This is a genomic window from Pantoea sp. PSNIH1 (assembly GCF_007680655.1).
In the GTDB taxonomy this organism is placed as follows: domain Bacteria; phylum Pseudomonadota; class Gammaproteobacteria; order Enterobacterales; family Enterobacteriaceae; genus Pantoea; species Pantoea eucrina.
The window spans coordinates 1180813-1198117 of sequence record NZ_VEIP01000001.1 but is presented as its reverse complement, the minus strand read 5'-3'; the positions used below and the strand labels follow the sequence as shown (position 1 = coordinate 1198117).

Sequence of the window (17305 nt, the reverse complement as noted above, 5' to 3'; positions counted from 1 at the left end):
TCCCCCGCTGCTGCGTGCGCGCTGTCTACCCTTAACGGCAGAGCGAATACAGGAGCAACCTATGCATATCTGGCGAGCAGCGCTGATTTCCGGCGCACTAAGCTGTTCTTCTCTGGCGCTGGCTGCGGATGTGGCGGTAAAGGTGCTACAGGACAACCTCTCTCATCCCTGGTCGGTGGCTTTTTTGCCGGATAACCGCACGCTGCTTATCACCGAGCGCACCGGTCAGCTGCGCAGCTGGCAGCCTGAAGGCGGCCTGTCGAAGCCGATTCAGGGCGTGCCGCAGGTCTGGGCTGAGCGGCAGGGCGGGTTACTGGATGTGGTTCCGGCACCTGATTTCGCGCAAAGCCGCCGCGTATGGCTGAGTTACACCACGGCCGATAGCCGCGGGCGTGCCGGTGGCGTCGTGGGTTACGGTCAGCTGAGCGAGGATATGCAGAAGCTTAACGGGTTTCGCGTGGTGCTGGAGCAGACGCCTAAACTCTCCGGTGGTGCCAATATCGGTACCCGGCTCGCCTTTGACCGGCAGGGCTTTCTCTATGTGGCTTTCGGCGACAATTTTGTCAGCAGCAGCGCCCAGCAGCTGGATAAGCTGTCAGGAAAAATTGTTCGCCTGACGCAGGAGGGCGGCGTACCGCAGGATAATCCGTTTGTTCACACCCAGGGCGCCCGTCCGGAGATCTGGAGCTATGGCGTGCGTAATCCTCAGGGGCTGGCGCTGAATCCCAGGACGGGAGAGATGTGGGAGAGTGAGCACGGGCCGCGCGGCGGCGATGAGGTAAACCGGCTGGAGAAAGGCCACAACTATGGCTGGCCGCTTGCCACGTACGGCATCGATTACAGCGGGCAGCCGGTGCCGGAAGCGAAGGGCACGCAGGTCGCAGGAACCGACCAGCCGCTGTTCTGGTGGAAAGTGTCACCGGCTCTCAGCGGCATGGCGTTCTACACCAGTACGCGCTTTCCGCAGTGGAAAAACGCGCTGTTTATCGGTGCACTGAAAGATAAAAGCCTGATCCGGCTGCGCGTTGAGGGCGATCGGGTCACGGAGGAGGAGCGGCTGCTGAGCGATCGTAATGAACGTATCCGCGATGTGCGTCAGGGGCCGGATGGCTGGCTTTACGTACTGACCGATGAAGCCAGCGGTAAATTGCTCCGGGTAAGCGTGCAGCCGGAGCAGGCTGAAACAGGTAACTAATCAGCGCGCCCAGCGGCAAATCTGCCAGCCGCGCTGCTCCGCCTCATGCTGCAGGCGCGCATCCGGATTGACTGCCCAGGCGTGGTCAGCCCAGGCCAGCAGCGGCAGGTCATTAAACGAGTCGCTGTAGGCCCAGGTGCGTGTGAAACTGAGCGCCTGCTGACGGGCCTGCCAGTCGCGCAGGCGAACCACTTTACCTTCGCGATAGGTTGCGGTGCCGAGCATAGAGCCGCTGTAGCGGGCATCAACAACTTCAGCATGAATGGCCAGCGCACCGTCCACGCCCAGACGTTCAGCGATAGGAATGGCAAGGTGATCGCCACTGGCGGTCACGATCAGCACCTTATCACCACGCTGCTGATGCCACTGAATGCGCTCCCGTGCGGCAGGAAACACACGCGGCAGAATGTCACGGTGGATAAAGCGTCTTATCCAGCCAGCCACGGTCGGCGTGGCCATGCCAGCCAGCGGTGCCAGCGTGGTGTGCATATACTCTTCAATGGGCAGCTCGCCGGCGTAATAACGCTGCATCAGCCTGCGATCCTCATCAATCACTGTTTCAGGCGCAAACCCCTGTGACACCAGCCAGCGCAACCAGAGGCTGGTGCTGTCATCACATATCAGGGTTTCATCAAGATCGAATACGGCAAGATCCATAACGCTCTCCTCAGGCTGACTGATCCCAGCGTAGCGGAATTTTGTGACAGGCTTAGCTTTTCCGGACAAATTCAGAATTGTGCGCAGTTTTTTACCACCGCTGACGGCTTACACTGGACCGGACAGGATGTTGACCTGGATTAATATAAGAAAACTTAATTAACTTTACGATTCAACGGTTTTTTTCGCCAGCGTGAACCGTTAGCGTTTTACACGAGATCTTCCCCGCCCGCGAAAGCCCCGATTTTACAAGGACAATCTGGTTACGCCCATGAAACTACACCTTTGCGCATCGTTATTACGGCCCCTGGCTGCCTCCTCGCTGTTGTTTATTTTCCCGGCTGTTTCTCAGGCCGTTGACGCTCCGGCTGCCCCGCAAATCGAGGCCAAAGCCTGGGTTCTGATGGACTATAACAGCGGCAAAGTTCTGGCTGAATCGAATGCCGATCAGCGGCTCGATCCTGCCAGTCTGACCAAGATGATGACCAGCTATGTGGTAGGGCAGGCGCTGAAATCAGGAAAGATCCACAACGGTGATATGGTGACGATTGGCCAGGATGCCTGGGCGACCGGTAATCCAAAGCTGCGCGGCTCATCGCTGATGTTCCTCAAGCCCGGCGACCGTATTCCGGTATCAGAATTAAATAAAGGCATTGTTATTCAGTCCGGCAACGATGCCTGTATTGCGCTGGCAGATTATGTTGCCGGCAGCCAGGATGCCTTTATCGGGCTGATGAATAACTATGTGAAAGCCTTTGGTCTGCAAAATACGCATTTTATGACGGTGCACGGTCTGGACGCGGAAGGGCAGTACAGCACCGCCCGTGATATGGCGATTATCGGCCAGCGGCTGATAAGCGATGTGCCGGACGAGTATGCGCTGAACAGCGAGAAAGAGTTCACGTTTAATAATATTAAGCAGCGCAACCGCAACCGGCTGCTCTGGAGCTCCAACCTGAAAGTGGACGGCATTAAAACCGGACATACCTCAGGCGCAGGCAACAATCTGGTGGCGTCTGCCGTTGATGGCGATATGCGTCTGATCTCGGTCGTGCTGGGCGCACAAACCGACGCCATTCGTTTTCGCGAAAGTGAAAAGCTGCTGACGTGGGGATTCCGTTTTTATGAAACGGTAACGCCTATTAAGGCAGATAAGCCGTTTGCCCGCCAGCGCGTCTGGTTTGGTGATAAGGGAGAAGTGGATCTCGGCGTGGCGAAAGATGCGGCGATTACCGTACCTAAAGGTCAGATGAAAAATCTGAAAGCGAGCTTTACCCTGAATACGCCGCAGCTGGAAGCCCCCATCGCTAAAAATCAGGTTGTCGGCACTATCGATTTCCAGCTGGATGGAAAAACCATTGAGCAGCGTCCGCTGGTGGCGATGGAAGCCATACCGGAAGGCGGCTTTGTCGGGCGGATCTGGGATTTTATTATGATGAAATTCCACGGCTGGTTCGGGAAGTGGTTTAGTTAGGACGCGGGGGCTGGTTACGGGCCGGTTCCGTTCGCCGTCAGCGGCAGCAGCAGCCTGTGCCCCGGCACGGCGCTGCTGCCCCGGGGCCGGTTCCGTTTGCTCCGGGGCCGGTTCCGTTCGCCGTCAGCGGCGGCAGCAGCCTGTGCCCCGGCACGGCGACCGGGCAGAGGACGCCTGGCCGCGCCCTCTGCACTCCCCGGCCCTGCGCCAGCCCCGTCCGCCGCTGCGCGGTTCCCTCGCTCACGCCCGCTTCCCCGGGACCGGCCGCCATTCGCTCCTGCTCACCGCGCCCTTTCGCCGACGTCCTGTCGGCTCATCCCGGAACCGTGCCCTCCCTCGGCGGACCCGGATGGCGCTACCCCCGGCTGCTGCTTTTTTTCTCTTCAACAAGTGTCTTATGGCTGAAGGTTCTGTAGAGAAGCTTCAGTGCACACCAAACCAAATTAAAAAAAGAAACGAAGAATTTGCAGGCGGGGAGGGGCGCCATCCGCAGCGCCGGGCGCAGAGTGACGGCCAGGGCGAGCCGGCAGGACGCCGGCGAGAGCGCGGGTTGAGCAGGAGCGAATCCGCGCGGTCCGTAAAGGCCGGAGGGATAAGCCCGGGAATTCGCGAGGACGGCGCGGGGCGCGGATTGCTAAGGGGCGCGCCCACCCGCCCCTTAGCCCGTCCGCGTGCGGTAATGCCGCTGAAACTGCCAGAAGCCTGGCGGGCGGAACCCCTCTGTTGCCGCGCGCTGCTCAGCGCTAATCTCTAAGTGCCCCGCGCTGCTCAGCGCCCAGCCCCGCGCTGCTCAGTGCTCCTAATCCCTGATCCAGCCCTTACGAATCGGCATTGCAAACAGCACGCGATAAACCTGATGCGTCAGTGCCAGCAGGCGATCGCCATAGAGCTGCCATGCCATCTGCGAGGCCAGGCAGCCCAGTATACCGACCAGGAACCCGCCGATCATATCCAGCGGCCAGTGAACGCCCAGATAGACGCGCGACCAGGCGATAGCGCTGCCGATAGCCAGCAGCAGGATGCCGGACCAGAGCCGGTGCCAGAAAATAAAGGCGAGGGCAAAGGTAAAAATAGTTGTGCCGTGATCGCTCGGGTAGGAGTCATCTGCGGCGTGCATCAGAAACTGGTGTCCAAAGCCGATAGCAAAGGGGCGCGGATGGGGCAGCAGCTGGCCGGTACACCAGGAGATCAGCAGCGCATAGATAAGCGCTATACCGGTTTTCAGTACCAGCGCGCGCTGAGACTGCACCTGCTCACGCGGTCCCCACAGCCAGAGAGCCACAATCAGCAGCGGCACAATCGCAATCAGATCTTTGGCGACAAACGTTGCCAGATTCAGCAGCCAGGCCGGTGACGCTGGCGTGGCATTGATCCATAAAAAAAGGGTGTGGTTAATTGCTTCCATCCCGTTTAGCTATCCTCGTTTTGTTAACCCAAAAAGATATACCGGCCACTGTCAGCAGCTGTGCCAGCCAGACCCACCAGCCGGCCCATAAATTGTGCGAAAAAAAGTGCGCACCGCGCATTACCTGACCAAAACCCATCAGTAAACCCAGGGCGACACCTGCCAGCAGCGCCAGCAGGGCGCGGCGTGGACGCTCCGGCCACCAGAGAAAAAACAGCGCCATCACCGCAAAGCCACTCGATGCATGTCCGCCCGGAAAGCAGCCGCCGGGTCCGCTGCCGGCAGGTACGCTGCCCAGCAACGGAAAAGAGAGCGCCTTACCGCCAAACATCGCCAGATCCCAGGGGCAGGAGTGCGCGCTGTGTGCTTTGATGATCCCCACCACCAGCGGGCCAAGACCAAACAGCAGCGCAACCAGCATCTGCCGCGCATTGCGGGTGCGTATACCCTGAAACAGCAGCAGCACGGCCCCGGCAATAATCACATCCTTAGCGATGCGATGATTAATGAGATCCAGCCAGCGGTTGTGCTGCCAGGGAAAGCGCTGCGTAAGCGGATCAAACCAGTACTGGCTGATAGCGATGTCAGGCTGCTCATTACGTGATAAGTAAATAAACAGGGCTGCCAGAATTGCCAGTAAAATGAAGTTGATAGCGTAAAAGCGGAGTGATAAAGAATAAATAGTCCCGCTCCGATTCCGGTAGCAGGTTGTGGAAGTGTTTAACTTTGATGACAGTTGCATGAAGAGTGATCGTTAAAAAAGTCAGGATCACAGCATGGCGCGATTCGCTTAGCGCAACCTTAAGGCACCCGCGTCAGATATAAAAAAACCCGTCAGTCAAAAAGACTGGCGGGCTCCTCAATCCGGGGATTTCAAAGAAAAGCAGTGGCACTTATTCAGACGCTGGCGGCCGGTAAAGGTTCCCGACAGACAAAAATAATTTATCCCGCCAGCACTGGCCAGATAATCACAATCAGCGTGCCGGCCAGCGTCAGTAGCACATTGGCAATCGCATAGGTGCCGGCATAGCCCAGCGCCGGAATATTACTGCGTGCGGTATCGCTGATAATCTCCATGGCTGGCGCACAGGTGCGTGCGCCCATGATGGCACCAAACAGCAGCGCGCGGTTCATGCGCAGCACGTAAGCGCCAAACAGATAGCAGATAACCACCGGCACCAGGCTGACCAGCAGCCCGCTCAGCAGCATCAGGGCACCGGCGCTGCCGAGCCCGTGCTGCAGTCCACTGCCGGCGCTGAGCCCGACGCCTGCCATAAAGACCATCAGTCCGAACTCTTTCAGCATGGTCAGGGCACCCTGCGGAATATAGCCAAAGGTAGGGTGGTTGGCGCGCAGGAAGCCCAGCATGATGCCGGCAAACAGCAGGCCGGCAGCGTTACCAATACCAAAGCTAAAATTGCTGAACTGAAACGTGATCATCCCTATCATCAGGCCGATGATAAAAAAGGCGCAGAAAGCGAGCAGGTCAGTCATCTGACTGTGAATGGCAATAAAGCCGATGCGATCGGCCAGGCTTTTAACACGGCGCGCTTCACCGCTGACCTGCAGCACATCGCCTTTATTGAGCATGATGCTGTCATCGATCGGCATCTCAATCTGGCTGCGGATCACCCGATTCAGAAAGCAGCCATGATCGGTGAGTTTAAGATGGCTGAGCCGCTTATTTACCGCATTGTGGTTCTTGACCACAATCTCCTCGGTGACGATGCGCATATCGAGCAGATCGCGGTCGAACACCTCTTTACCATTGCGGAAGCTGGCATCGAGCCGGGCGTGGGCGTCAGGATAACCTACCAGTGAGATCTCATCGCCCAGCTGCAGCATGGCATCTCCGTCCGGGCTGGCGAGAATGCCGTTACGCCGCAGACGTTCTATATAGCAGCCGGTCTGACGATGGATACCCAGCTCGCGCAGGTTTTTGCCGCCGCTCCAGGCTACCAGCTCCGGTCCGACGCGATAGGCGCGGATCACCGGTAAAAAAACCTTACGCTGGCTGTCAGCATCCAGACCGCGTTCGCGGGCAATTTGCTGGGCGCAGGTGGGCAGATCCTGATGCTGCAACCGGGGCAGATAGCGGGCGCCGAAAATCAGGCTGACCAGCCCCACCAGATAGGTCAGGGCGTAGCCGAGGCTCAGATTATCCTGCATCATACTTAACTGACGCGGATCGCTGATGCTCTGCCGCAGCGTATCGCCGGCACCGACCAGCACCGGCGTTGAGGTCATTGACCCTGCCAGCATGCCCGCCGTAAGGCCGATATCCCAGCCAAACAGATTGCCAAGAATCAGTGCGACCAGTAGCGCACTGACCACCATCACAATGGCTAAGAAAAAATAGTTTTTACCGTCGCGGAAAAAGATAGAAAAGAAGTTGGGTCCCGCCTCCACGCCGACACAAAAAATAAACAGCATAAAACCCAGGCTCAGAGCGTCGGTATTAATCGCAAAATGCTGCTGGCCTAAAATCAGAGAGACAACCAGTACGCCAATTGAATTACCCAGCTGGACGGAACCAAGACGCAGTTTTCCCAGACAGAGGCCGAGCGCTAATACGACAAATAATAACAGAACGTCATTTTTGCTTAACAATTCTGCGACGTTAATGTTCACAGTTTTAACTTCTTATTCACGTGTAACAGGTTGATAGGAGGAGGATTTTTAGCTATCTTAATCAGAGCGGTAAACGCCGGGGCTGGCCTTCCTGTCCCGCCCGATTCTGAAGCGACATTATTCTAAACATTATTATTTGCTTCAGCTATCCGCATTGCTCACTCTTTCTGTTTGTAGCTGTTTCTATTTATTTCCACGCATGTGCGCCAGGCATTAAAAGTTCTGTTTTAACGTTAACGTTGAGGATTGTTATGTTGCAGCGCAGCCATCGCTGGTCCGCATTCGCGTCAGGCGCGACGCTTTATACGCTGGTGTTTATTTTTGCCCACCACTTCTGGAGCGTGCCGCTCCATATGCGGCATGGTCAGCCAGAACTCCTGCTGTTTCTGTTGCCTGGGGTAGCGATTGCGCTGCTGCAGCCCGCCAGCCCGATGGTGTCAACGCTGTGGTCAGCGATAGCGGGAACGCTGCTGGGGATGGGCTGGGTCATGCTGACAGAGCAGGTCAGTCATACGCCGCTGATGGGGCTGGCCTGGAGTCTGAGTGCGTTATTCTGGGCAGGGTGTGGTGCGCTACTGGTTCGTCTGCTGCGCATTATGCTGGCTATGCGCATCGATTAAAAAACGGGCCTTATGGCCCGTTTTTTTATGCCTCTATGCCAAGATTCTCTTTGGTCCAGGCAGCAAATTCGGTGTAACCACCGATGTGTCGATCGTCGATAAAAATCTGCGGCACCGTGGTCACTGGTTTACCGGCGCGCGCTTCCAGATCGGCTTTAGTGATGCCGGTTGCCTGAATATCAACATACTGGTAGTTGAAGCTATCCTGGTCGCTGGTCAGCTTAGCGGCTAACTCTTTAGCGCGTACGCAATAAGGGCATCCTGAACGGCCAAAAATCACTGCAATCATTGCTTCTCTCCTTCCGCTGCTGTTTTGTGAGCAAAGTCACAGCACAGCGTGAATAATGGTTCACATCATGCCCGCTCATGCTGCTTAAGAGAAGCAGAAAATACCTGTTACTCTGATGGATGTACGCTATCCCTGACGGGCTATGCTGGCAGCAGCGATACGCCGAACCAGACCCGCAAACAGCAGAGGTATCACGATGCGTAACTTTGCAAAATTGCCAAAACCCGTGTTGCTGCTTGAGGCGCTGGGCGCCTGCGCAGTAGCCGGCGCGCTTTTGCTGATGAATAACTGGTTGCCAGCGCCTGCCGCGATTGGGCAAAAGCCGCTGGCTACGCTACTTTTTTTGCTGGGCATTGCGCTGATGCTGCCTGCGGCATGGCTGATTATGTGGCGTACCGCCAAAGTCATGGCCCCGCACCTTTTTGATCATACTCACACCAGGAAATAACCGGAGAACATAATGACGCCGACAATCGATCTGCTATGCAGCCACCGTTCCATTCGTGCTTTTACTGAGCAGGGTATTGATGACGCTCAGCGCCGCGCGATTATTGCTGCAGCGCAGGCGGCTTCTACCTCCAGTTTTCTGCAGTGCTCATCCATCGTACGCATCACCGATCGCGAAAAGCGCCGCGCGCTGGCGGAGCTGGCGGGCGGCCAGTCCTGGGTAACGGATGCACCGGAGTTTTGGGTCTTCTGCGCCGATTTTAACCGCCATCTGCAAATCTGCCCGGATGCTCAGCTGGGTCGTGCTGAACAGCTGCTGCTGGGCTGTGTGGATACCGCGCTAATGGCGCAAAATGCGATGGTGGCCGCCGAGTCGCTTGGGCTGGGTGGCGTTTTTATCGGCGGGATCCGCAATAACATTGCGGACGTGACCGCGCTGCTGGAGCTGCCAAAATTTGTGCTGCCGCTGTTTGGCTTCTGTATCGGCTATCCGTCAGCCTCTCCGGATGTGAAACCCCGTATGCCGCAGGCGATGCTGGTCCATGAAAACAGCTATCATCAGGTAGATAAAACAGTGCTGGCAGAGTATGACCAGCAAATCACGGAGTACTATCAGCAGCGCGACAGCAACCAGCGTTCCGAAACCTGGAGCGATCTCATCCAGCGCCTGATCGTTAAAGAGACGCGTCCGTTTATGCTCGACTATCTGCATAGTCAGGGCTGGGCCACGCGTTAAGTCAGGAGGACGGCCGCATGAAAATGGCGCTTCTCACCCGCGACAGCACGCTTTACTCCAGTCAGCGGCTGCGCGCAGCCGCTGAGGCTCGCGGGCATCAGATTGCGATGATCGATCCGCTCTCCTGCTACATGAATATCAACGCAGCGCTGCCGGCCGTGCATTATCAGGGTGAGATACTCGGTCATTTTGATGCGGTGATCCCGCGTATCGGCACGGCCACAACTTTTTATGGCACCGCGGTGCTGCGCCAGTTTGAGCTGCTTGGCAGCTACCCGCTCAATGAATCGGTGGCGATCACCCGCGCCCGCGACAAGCTGCGCTCGCTGCAGCTGCTGGCGCGCGAGGGCATCGATATGCCGGTGACCGGTATCGCTTCCTCGCCGGATGATACCGGCGATCTGATCCGCATGGTGGGCGGGGCGCCGCTGGTGGTTAAGCTGGTGGAAGGCACCCAGGGGATTGGCGTCGTGCTGGCGGAGACGCGTCAGGCCGCCGAAAGCGTGATTGATGCGTTTCGCGGTCTTCATGCGCATATTCTGGTGCAGGAGTTTATTAAAGAAGCGCGGGGCCGTGATATTCGCTGTCTGGTTATTGGCGATCGCGTGGTGGCTGCCATCGAACGTGAGGCAAAAGAGGGGGAATTTCGCTCAAATCTGCATCGTGGCGGCACCGCGCATCCTGTTACTATCAGCGACCGGGAGCGTGACATCGCTATTAAAGCTGCGGCAACGCTGGGGCTGGCCGTGGCGGGCGTCGATATTCTGCGTGCCAGCCGCGGTCCGCTGGTTATGGAGGTCAACGCCTCACCCGGTCTGGAAGGTATTGAGGGCTGCACCGGCCTGGATATTGCCGCTATGATGATCGACTGGATTGAGCAGCACGCCTGCCCCGGCTATCGTCCTAAAACCGGTGGCTAGATAGCGTTTTCCGGTGGTTTTCGTGGCATCTGACCCCATTTTTCCGTAAGCTAAGGCGCTTATTTATTCACCCCACAGGAAATAGCGATGGATTCACTGGTCGTTCCTGACATCGACATGCTGCGTCGCTGGCTGGATCAACAAAATATCACCTGGTTCGAGTGTGATGCCTGCCAGGCATTACATCTGCCGCACATGCAGAATTTTGACGGGGTGTTTGACGCAAAAATTGACCTGGTGGATAACGTTATTCTGTTTTCTGCGCTGGCTGAAGTGAAACCCACAGCGCTTATTCCGCTGGTCGGCGATCTGTCGCAAATTAATGCCAGCTCGCTGACCATCAAAGCTTTTATCGATATTCAGGATGATAATCTGCCCAAGCTGATTGTCTGTCAGTCACTGAGTGTTACCGCCGGCATCACCTTCAGTCAGTTCACGCACTTTATGAAACAGAGTGAAGAGGGGGTTTCTATGGTGATTATGGAAGCCTTTGCGAATCACCTGCTGATGATGGGTGAGGAGGAGGAGCGTCCTTCCGGGGTCAGCAGTTCAGGTGTTTTGCACTAATTCCGCTTTATATTCACTGCCGCAGACTGCGGCAGTTTTCTTTCTGCTTTTCTCCTGCCATTTTTTATTCTGTTATTTGCCCGCTCCCGCCAGATTTTAGTCATGCTTTATGCCGTAACTGCCAGACCACATAGCACAAAAGTGCATAAAATATCGTAAAAAGGCGTTTTTTACGCTGGGGTCTGGTGCGCAGAGATCAGGGGGGCTATTCTTGCGAAGCTGTGCCGGACAGGCTTCCGCTCAGCAGCGCTATACTGATTTCAGGGAAGGTCCGCCTCTAAGCGTCTGCATAGCTACCCATTTGCAGGTTGCTGACTCACTCTCCCGAGACTGGCTATAGGTATTTACTATTTAACGTCCGCTGAAGAGTGATTCATTGTATGTCTGGCTATTTTCAGACAGGAAATCATCGGATCGGCTGTATGCAGCGTTTATTGACCCGTTCAGGAGAAAATAACAGATGAACAACCAGACAAAAAAATGGTTGCCAGCCGCAGTGGCTGGTGTGGTAATGGCATCAGCTGTTGCTGCTCAGGCAGAAGATAAAACGCTGCACGTCTATAACTGGTCCGATTATATTGCGGCCGATACGGTGCCCAACTTTGAAAAGCAGACCGGCATCAAAGTTGTGTATGACGTCTTTGACTCCAATGAAGTGCTGGAAGGCAAACTGATGGCGGGCAGCACCGGCTATGATGTTGTGGTGCCCTCATCCAGTTTTCTGGCGCGCCAGCTGCAGTCGGGCGTGTTTCAGGAACTCGACAAAAGTAAACTGCCGAACTACAAAAACCTCGATCCGGACCTGATGGCCAAAGTGGCACAGCACGATCCTGGCAATAAATACGCGATTCCTTATCTGTGGGGCACCACCGGCATCGGTTATAACGTTGAGAAAGTCAAAGCCGCGCTCGGTGCGGACGCGCCGGTTAACAGCTGGGATCTGGTGCTGAAACCGGAAAACCTCGAAAAACTGAAAAGCTGCGGTGTCTCTTTCCTGGACGCGCCGGAAGAGATCTTCGCCACGGTGCTGAACTATCTTGGCAAAGATCCCAACAGCGCTGACGCCAAAGATTACACCGGAGCGGCGACCGATCTGCTGATGAAACTGCGGCCAAATATTCGCTATTTCCACTCGTCGCAATATATCAACGACCTGGCGAATGGTAACACCTGCGTGGCGATAGGCTGGTCTGGCGATATTCTGCAGGCGAAAGATCGCGCTGAAAAAGCAAATAACGGCGTTCACCTGGGCTATAGCGTGCCGAAAGAGGGCGCCCTGGCGTTCTTTGACATGATGGCGATCCCGAAAGATGCGAAAAATATGGATGCTGCCTATCAGTGGCTGAACTACATCATGGAGCCGAAAGTGATCGCTGAGGTATCCAACAAAATCAATTATGCCAACGGCAATAAAGCGTCGCTGCCGCTGATTAACGCCGACGTCCGCAACAATCCGGGCATCTTCCCGACGCCGGACGCGATGGCGAAGCTGTTTGTGCTCAAGGTCCAGGATCCGAAACTGGATCGCGCACGCACCCGCGCATGGACTAAAGTAAAAAGTGGTAAGTGATTCGTTCTGAACGATATCCCTGACCGGTAACCACAGCAGAGGCGCAGTACGGGCCTCTGCTGTGCCATTCCAGCGGCTGGCTGTGCCGCGCTACCCCGCTTAGCGCCGGAGAAATGTTAGTGAACGACGCGATTTCCCGTCCCCAGAGTAAATCAGCAAAGGCATTAACGCCGCTGCTGGAGATCCGTAACCTGACCAAATCGTTTGAGGGTCAGCACGCCGTAGATGATGTCAGCCTGACTATCTACAAAGGTGAAATCTTTGCCCTGCTGGGTGCATCTGGCTGCGGCAAATCGACGCTGCTGCGCATGCTGGCAGGATTTGAGATCCCCAGCAGCGGCCAGATCGTGCTGGATGGTCAGGATCTCTCTCACGTGCCGCCCTATCAGCGCCCTATCAATATGATGTTTCAGTCCTACGCGCTGTTTCCGCATATGACAGTGGAGCAAAACATCGCCTTTGGCCTGAAGCAGGATAAATTATCCAAAGCAGAAATCGCCAGCCGCGTGGCGGAGATGCTGGCGCTGGTGCATATGCAGGAGTACGCCAGCCGCAAACCGCATCAGCTCTCAGGCGGGCAGCGTCAGCGCGTGGCGCTGGCCCGCAGCCTGGCAAAACGGCCTAAATTGCTGCTGCTGGATGAGCCGATGGGTGCACTGGATAAAAAACTGCGCGATCGCATGCAGCATGAGGTGGTGGATATTCTGGAGCGCGTGGGTGCTACCTGCGTCATGGTCACGCACGATCAGGAAGAGGCGATGACTATGGCCGGACGTATTGCCATCATGAATCGCGGTAAGTTTGTGCAGATTGGTGAGCCGGAAGAGATTTATGAGCATCCTACCAGCCGCTATAGCGCAGAGTTTATCGGCTCGGTTAACGTGTTTGAGGGGCTGCTGCGCGAGCGGCGTGACGAGGGCGTGGTGATTGATAGCCCCGGCCTGATGCATCCGCTGAAGGTCCAGACGGATGTCTCCATTGTCGACAATGTCCCGGTCCACATTGCGCTGCGCCCGGAAAAGGTGATGCTGTGCGATACGGTACCGGCTGACGGCTGCAACTTTGCCGTGGGCGAGGTGGCGCATATCGCCTATCTGGGCGATCTGTCGATTTACCACGTGCGCCTGCACAGTGGACAGATGATCAGCGCGCAGCTGCAGAACGCGCATCGTTTTCGCAAAGGTGCGCCCGTCTGGGGAGATGAAGTGCGTCTCTGCTGGGATGCGGACAGCTGTGTGGTTCTGACGGTCTAGGGGGCAGTTATGAGTCAGATTTCTCCACGGCCTCAGCCGGTACTGGCGGGCACGCCACTGCAGCGCTGGGCGACCCGCATGAAGATGCAGCACGGACGCAAACTGGTGATTGCGCTGCCTTACCTGTGGCTGATTTTGCTGTTCCTGCTGCCGTTTCTGATTGTGCTTAAAATCAGCTTTGCCGATATCGCCCGCGCCATCCCGCCTTACACTGACCTGGTGACCTGGGCGGATGACCAGCTGAATGTCGTGCTGAACCTCGGCAACTATTTTACGCTGACGGACGATCCGCTTTACGCTGAAGCCTACCTGACCTCGCTTAAAGTGGCGGCGATCTCCACGGTAATTTGCCTGCTTATCGCCTATCCGCTCGCCTGGGCGGTTGCGCACAGCAAGCCGTCGATGCGCACCATACTGCTGCTGCTGGTGATCCTGCCCTCCTGGACATCATTCCTGGTGCGCGTTTACGCCTGGATGGGGTTACTGAACAATAACGGCATTCTGAATCGCTTTTTGTTGTGGCTTGGCGTTATCGATCATCCGCTGGTGATCCTCTACACCAATACAGCGGTCTATATCGGTATTGTTTACTGCTATCTGCCCTTTATGGTGCTGCCGATCTATACCGCGCTGACGCGTATCGACTATTCGCTGGTGGAAGCGTCGCTGGACTTAGGCGCGCGTCCGCTGAAAACCTTTTTCAGCGTGATTGTGCCGCTGACCAAAGGCGGCATTATCGCCGGGTCGATGCTGGTGTTCATACCGGCGGTAGGGGAGTATGTGATCCCGGAACTGCTGGGCGGCCCGGACAGTATTATGATTGGCCGCATTCTCTGGCAGGAGTTTTTTAATAACCGCGACTGGCCGGTGGCCTCCGCGCTGGCGGTAACCATTCTGCTGATCCTGATCCTGCCGATTATCTGGTTCCACAAGCATCAAAATCGCGCTGCGGGAGAGAAAGCATGAATCAGCTACCGGTTATTCGCTCGCCGTGGCGTACCGCTATTCTGGTGCTCTGCTTTCTGTTTCTCTATGCGCCCATGCTGCTGCTGGTGGTTTACTCCTTTAACAGCTCGCAGCTGGTCACGGTGTGGGAGAGCTTCTCTTTTCACTGGTATCGCGTGCTGTTTCAGGATGAGGCGATGCTCGATGCCGTCGGGCTGAGCCTGACCATTGCCGGGCTTTCAGCCACCATGGCCGTGATACTGGGTACCCTGGCGGCGGTGATCATTGTGCGCTTTGGCCGCTTTCGCGGTCACAGCGGTTTCGCCTTTATGCTGACCGCACCGCTGGTTATGCCTGACGTGATTACCGGTCTGTCGCTGCTGCTGCTGTTTGTGGCGATGGCGAACACGCTGGGCTGGCCGGGCGACCGCGGCATGCTGACTATCTGGCTGGCGCACGTCACATTCTGTACCGCTTATGTTGCGGTAGTGATCAACGCCCGCCTGCGCGAACTGGATCGCTCTATTGAAGAGGCCGCGATGGATCTGGGCGCCACGCCGCTGAAGGTGTTCTTTGTGATCACCGTGCCGATGATTGCGCCCGCCATTGTAACCGGCTGGCTGCTGGCCTTTACGCTGTCGCTTGATGACCTCGTGATCGCCAGTTTTGTTACCGGTCCGGGAGCGACCACGCTGCCGATGGCGATCTTTGCCACGGTACGACGCGGGGTGAATCCGGAGATCAACGCGCTGGCGTCGATTATTCTGTTTGTGGTCGGGCTGGTCGGTTTCATCGCCTGGCGCTTTATGGCGCATGAAGAAAAACAGCGTTTGCGTGATATTCAGAAAGCAAAACGTGGCTGAAATCCCGTGAGTTTGCCACTATAAGCAAGGCTGGCGTTGCCAGCCTTTTCTTATGGAGCCTGGGTGATGTCGGAAACGCTGAAAAACGCTGTGTTGAGCTCAACGCCGGTGCCGGTAACGATTGCCGGTATTGCGATTATTATTACCCGCTGCCTCAGCGTGATGATGATGGCTGGCGAGCTGGGCTATGAGGAGATGGCTAACTTTGTGCACCGCAGCGCACAGGCCTGGGACTCCACCCTGATATTTATCGCCAGCCAGCTGATTTTTCTGTTTGAACTGCGCTGTGCTTTTACCCTGATGCGCGGCAGCAATCGCGGCCGCTGGGGCTATACGCTCAGCCAGGTTGTGGTGCTGTTCTATATGCTGATGGCGTCGGTGGGCTGGATCTATCCGGAGATATTCAGTATTTCGGGTGAAAACAATCTGCAGATTATTCACCACACGCTGCAGCAGAAATTGCCGGACGTGCTGATTGTGCTGCTGCTGTTTGTGCCGGCCAGCAGTCGCGCATTTTTCCGCATCCGGTGATACAATCGCCCCCCATTTTTTCTCCGAGTACAGGTTGTTCCATGCATTGCGCGCTTTATGACGCTGGCCGCTGCCGTTCATGTCAGTGGCTGGAGAAACCCTATCCGCAGCAGGTCAGCGATAAGCAGGCGCGGCTTGCTCAGCTGCTTGCAGCGATGCCGGTCAGCGACTGGCGGCGTCCGGTGACGTCGGCGGAGCAGGGGTTTCGCAATAAGGCCAAAATGGTCGTCAGCGGCAGCGTGGAGCGCCCGGTTTTTGGTCTGGTGGCACCTGACGGCGAGCCGGTCGATCTCTGCGCCTGTCCGCTCTATCCCGCCAGCTTTGCGCCGGTGTTTGCGCTGCTCAAACCCTTTATCGCCCGTGCCGGTCTTACGCCTTACAGCGTGACGCGCAGGCGCGGCGAACTGAAGTTTCTGCTGCTGACAGAAAGCAGCGAGGGCGGCATGATGCTGCGTTTTGTGCTGCGTTCAGCCAGTAAGGTGCCGCAGCTGCAGGCGGCACTGCCGTGGCTGCAGCAGCAGCTGCCGCAGCTGAAGGTGATCTCTGCCAATATTCAGCCGGTACATATGGCGATTCTGGAGGGGGAGGAAGAGATTGCGCTCACCGCGCAGCAGGCGCTGCCGGAACGCTTTAACCAGGTACCGCTTTATATCCGTCCGCAAAGCTTTTTCCAGACCAACCCGCAGGTGGCGGCCGCGCTTTACGCCACCGCGCGCGACTGGGTAGCGGAGCTGGACGTGACCAGTATGTGGGATCTTTTTTGCGGCGTGGGTGGATTTGGCCTGCACTGCGCCACCCCGGAGATGACGCTGACGGGCATTGAAATCAGCTCTGAAGCGATAGCCTGTGCGCAGCAATCGGCGCAGCAGCTGGGGCTGGAGAAGGTGCACTTTGCCGCTCTGGATTCCACCCGTTTCGCTACCTCACGGGAAGATGTCCCGCAGCTGGTGCTGGTTAATCCGCCGCGCCGCGGCATTGGCAGCGAGCTGTGCGACTATTTAAGCGACATGGCTCCGGCTTTTATTCTTTACTCCAGCTGCAATCCTGCCACCCTGGCGCAGGATATTGCCCGGCTTAGTGATTACAACATACAAAAAGTGCAGCTGTTTGATATGTTCCCGCACACTGCTCATTTTGAAGTGTTATGTCTGCTGACGCGTAACGATCGGGCGCGTGCTGCATAACGCAGCACGCGCTGAGAA

18 protein-coding genes are annotated in these 17305 nt (G+C 56.6%); 13 read left to right on the top strand and 5 right to left on the bottom strand.

The features are described 5' to 3' along the window. Window positions 1-61 precede the first annotated feature (61 nt). Window positions 62-1195, top strand: a complete 1134-nt coding sequence (locus FS690_RS05585; protein ID WP_145339177.1) for a PQQ-dependent sugar dehydrogenase — start codon at window positions 62-64, stop codon at window positions 1193-1195. On the opposite strand, the gene FS690_RS05580 is transcribed toward FS690_RS05585, so the two are convergent. After that, complete coding sequence (locus tag FS690_RS05580; protein WP_039383460.1) at window positions 1196-1852, bottom strand: HAD family phosphatase; 657 nt, start codon at window positions 1850-1852, stop codon at window positions 1196-1198. Window positions 1853-2123: 271 nt separating this feature from the next. Here FS690_RS05580 and FS690_RS05575 point away from each other — a divergent pair, with 271 nt between their 5' ends. Beyond that, the gene (locus FS690_RS05575; RefSeq protein WP_071669030.1) at window positions 2124-3326 is read left to right on the top strand and encodes a serine hydrolase; all 1203 of its coding nucleotides are present in this window, start codon (window positions 2124-2126) and stop codon (window positions 3324-3326) included. Window positions 3327-4125: 799 nt separating this feature from the next. On the opposite strand, the gene ybjG is transcribed toward FS690_RS05575, so the two are convergent. The 3 genes from ybjG to FS690_RS05560 all read right to left on the bottom strand — a co-directional run bounded on the left by ybjG (window position 4126) and on the right by FS690_RS05560 (window position 7362). Further along, window positions 4126-4731: an undecaprenyl-diphosphate phosphatase gene (gene ybjG / locus FS690_RS05570; RefSeq protein WP_145339176.1), complete on the bottom strand. Its 606-nt coding sequence runs from the start codon at window positions 4729-4731 to the stop codon at window positions 4126-4128. Then, entirely contained in the window at window positions 4718-5473 is a 756-nt protein-coding gene (locus FS690_RS05565) for a phosphatase PAP2 family protein (RefSeq protein ID WP_145339175.1), read from the bottom strand. The genes ybjG and FS690_RS05565 overlap by 14 nt, the downstream gene beginning before the upstream one ends. 200 nt (window positions 5474-5673) lie before the next feature. After that, a complete protein-coding gene (locus FS690_RS05560; protein WP_039383465.1) occupies window positions 5674-7362 on the bottom strand; it encodes an aspartate:alanine antiporter in 1689 nt (562 codons plus the stop codon). A gap of 251 nt (window positions 7363-7613) precedes the next feature. On the opposite strand from FS690_RS05560, the gene ybjM reads away from it, so the two are divergent. Next, on the top strand, window positions 7614-7982 hold the full coding sequence (gene ybjM / locus FS690_RS05555) for an inner membrane protein YbjM (RefSeq protein WP_145339174.1): 369 nt from the start codon (window positions 7614-7616) through the stop codon (window positions 7980-7982). A gap of 25 nt (window positions 7983-8007) precedes the next feature. Here ybjM and FS690_RS05550 read toward each other — a convergent pair whose 3' ends face one another. Beyond that, on the bottom strand, window positions 8008-8271 hold the full coding sequence (locus FS690_RS05550) for a GrxA family glutaredoxin (RefSeq protein ID WP_039383469.1): 264 nt from the start codon (window positions 8269-8271) through the stop codon (window positions 8008-8010). A gap of 196 nt (window positions 8272-8467) precedes the next feature. Here FS690_RS05550 and FS690_RS05545 point away from each other — a divergent pair, with 196 nt between their 5' ends. The 10 genes from FS690_RS05545 to rlmC all read left to right on the top strand — a co-directional run bounded on the left by FS690_RS05545 (window position 8468) and on the right by rlmC (window position 17287). Then, window positions 8468-8719 carry a DUF1418 family protein gene (locus FS690_RS05545; RefSeq protein WP_108569188.1) on the top strand — a complete coding sequence of 84 codons (252 nt, stop codon included), beginning with the start codon at window positions 8468-8470 and terminating at the stop codon, window positions 8717-8719. Between the two features lie 12 nt (window positions 8720-8731). Then, on the top strand, window positions 8732-9454 hold the full coding sequence (gene nfsA / locus FS690_RS05540; RefSeq protein WP_039383474.1) for an oxygen-insensitive NADPH nitroreductase: 723 nt from the start codon (window positions 8732-8734) through the stop codon (window positions 9452-9454). Between the two features lie 17 nt (window positions 9455-9471). Beyond that, entirely contained in the window at window positions 9472-10374 is a 903-nt protein-coding gene (rimK, locus tag FS690_RS05535; RefSeq protein ID WP_145339173.1) for a 30S ribosomal protein S6--L-glutamate ligase, read from the top strand. Window positions 10375-10461: 87 nt separating this feature from the next. After that, entirely contained in the window at window positions 10462-10941 is a 480-nt protein-coding gene (locus tag FS690_RS05530; protein ID WP_039383479.1) for a YbjN domain-containing protein, read from the top strand. A 460-nt stretch (window positions 10942-11401) separates the two neighbouring features. Beyond that, window positions 11402-12511, top strand: a complete 1110-nt coding sequence (gene potF, locus FS690_RS05525) for a spermidine/putrescine ABC transporter substrate-binding protein PotF (protein WP_071668664.1) — start codon at window positions 11402-11404, stop codon at window positions 12509-12511. Between the two features lie 119 nt (window positions 12512-12630). Then, window positions 12631-13764 (top strand): putrescine ABC transporter ATP-binding subunit PotG, encoded by a 1134-nt coding sequence (gene potG, locus FS690_RS05520; RefSeq protein ID WP_148310066.1) that lies wholly within the window; start codon window positions 12631-12633, stop codon window positions 13762-13764. A 9-nt stretch (window positions 13765-13773) separates the two neighbouring features. Further along, window positions 13774-14730 (top strand): putrescine ABC transporter permease PotH, encoded by a 957-nt coding sequence (potH, locus tag FS690_RS05515; protein ID WP_071668665.1) that lies wholly within the window; start codon window positions 13774-13776, stop codon window positions 14728-14730. Continuing rightward, window positions 14727-15572 carry a putrescine ABC transporter permease PotI gene (gene potI / locus FS690_RS05510; RefSeq protein ID WP_071668666.1) on the top strand — a complete coding sequence of 282 codons (846 nt, stop codon included), beginning with the start codon at window positions 14727-14729 and terminating at the stop codon, window positions 15570-15572. The genes potH and potI overlap by 4 nt, the downstream gene beginning before the upstream one ends. A gap of 66 nt (window positions 15573-15638) precedes the next feature. Then, window positions 15639-16103 carry a YbjO family protein gene (locus tag FS690_RS05505; RefSeq protein ID WP_039383491.1) on the top strand — a complete coding sequence of 155 codons (465 nt, stop codon included), beginning with the start codon at window positions 15639-15641 and terminating at the stop codon, window positions 16101-16103. Between the two features lie 41 nt (window positions 16104-16144). Next, a complete protein-coding gene (gene rlmC / locus FS690_RS05500) occupies window positions 16145-17287 on the top strand; it encodes a 23S rRNA (uracil(747)-C(5))-methyltransferase RlmC (protein ID WP_145339172.1) in 1143 nt (380 codons plus the stop codon). The last annotated feature ends 18 nt before the right edge of the window (window positions 17288-17305 follow it).

Bases quoted from the DNA above. Each gene is read 5' to 3' on its own strand.
- FS690_RS05585 (WP_145339177.1), top strand. From the start codon at position 62: ATGCATATCTGGCGAGCAGCGCTGATTTCCGGCGCACTAAGCTGTTCT.
- FS690_RS05580 (WP_039383460.1), bottom strand. From the start codon at position 1,852: ATGGATCTTGCCGTATTCGATCTTGATGAAACCCTGATATGTGATGAC.
- FS690_RS05575 (WP_071669030.1), top strand. From the start codon at position 2,124: ATGAAACTACACCTTTGCGCATCGTTATTACGGCCCCTGGCTGCCTCC.
- ybjG (WP_145339176.1), bottom strand. From the start codon at position 4,731: ATGGAAGCAATTAACCACACCCTTTTTTTATGGATCAATGCCACGCCA.
- FS690_RS05565 (WP_145339175.1), bottom strand. From the start codon at position 5,473: ATGCAACTGTCATCAAAGTTAAACACTTCCACAACCTGCTACCGGAAT.
- ybjM (WP_145339174.1), top strand. From the start codon at position 7,614: ATGTTGCAGCGCAGCCATCGCTGGTCCGCATTCGCGTCAGGCGCGACG.
- FS690_RS05550 (WP_039383469.1), bottom strand. From the start codon at position 8,271: ATGATTGCAGTGATTTTTGGCCGTTCAGGATGCCCTTATTGCGTACGC.
- FS690_RS05545 (WP_108569188.1), top strand. From the start codon at position 8,468: ATGCGTAACTTTGCAAAATTGCCAAAACCCGTGTTGCTGCTTGAGGCG.
- nfsA (WP_039383474.1), top strand. From the start codon at position 8,732: ATGACGCCGACAATCGATCTGCTATGCAGCCACCGTTCCATTCGTGCT.
- rimK (WP_145339173.1), top strand. From the start codon at position 9,472: ATGAAAATGGCGCTTCTCACCCGCGACAGCACGCTTTACTCCAGTCAG.
- FS690_RS05530 (WP_039383479.1), top strand. From the start codon at position 10,462: ATGGATTCACTGGTCGTTCCTGACATCGACATGCTGCGTCGCTGGCTG.
- potF (WP_071668664.1), top strand. From the start codon at position 11,402: ATGAACAACCAGACAAAAAAATGGTTGCCAGCCGCAGTGGCTGGTGTG.
- potH (WP_071668665.1), top strand. From the start codon at position 13,774: ATGAGTCAGATTTCTCCACGGCCTCAGCCGGTACTGGCGGGCACGCCA.
- potI (WP_071668666.1), top strand. From the start codon at position 14,727: ATGAATCAGCTACCGGTTATTCGCTCGCCGTGGCGTACCGCTATTCTG.
- FS690_RS05505 (WP_039383491.1), top strand. From the start codon at position 15,639: ATGTCGGAAACGCTGAAAAACGCTGTGTTGAGCTCAACGCCGGTGCCG.
- rlmC (WP_145339172.1), top strand. From the start codon at position 16,145: ATGCATTGCGCGCTTTATGACGCTGGCCGCTGCCGTTCATGTCAGTGG.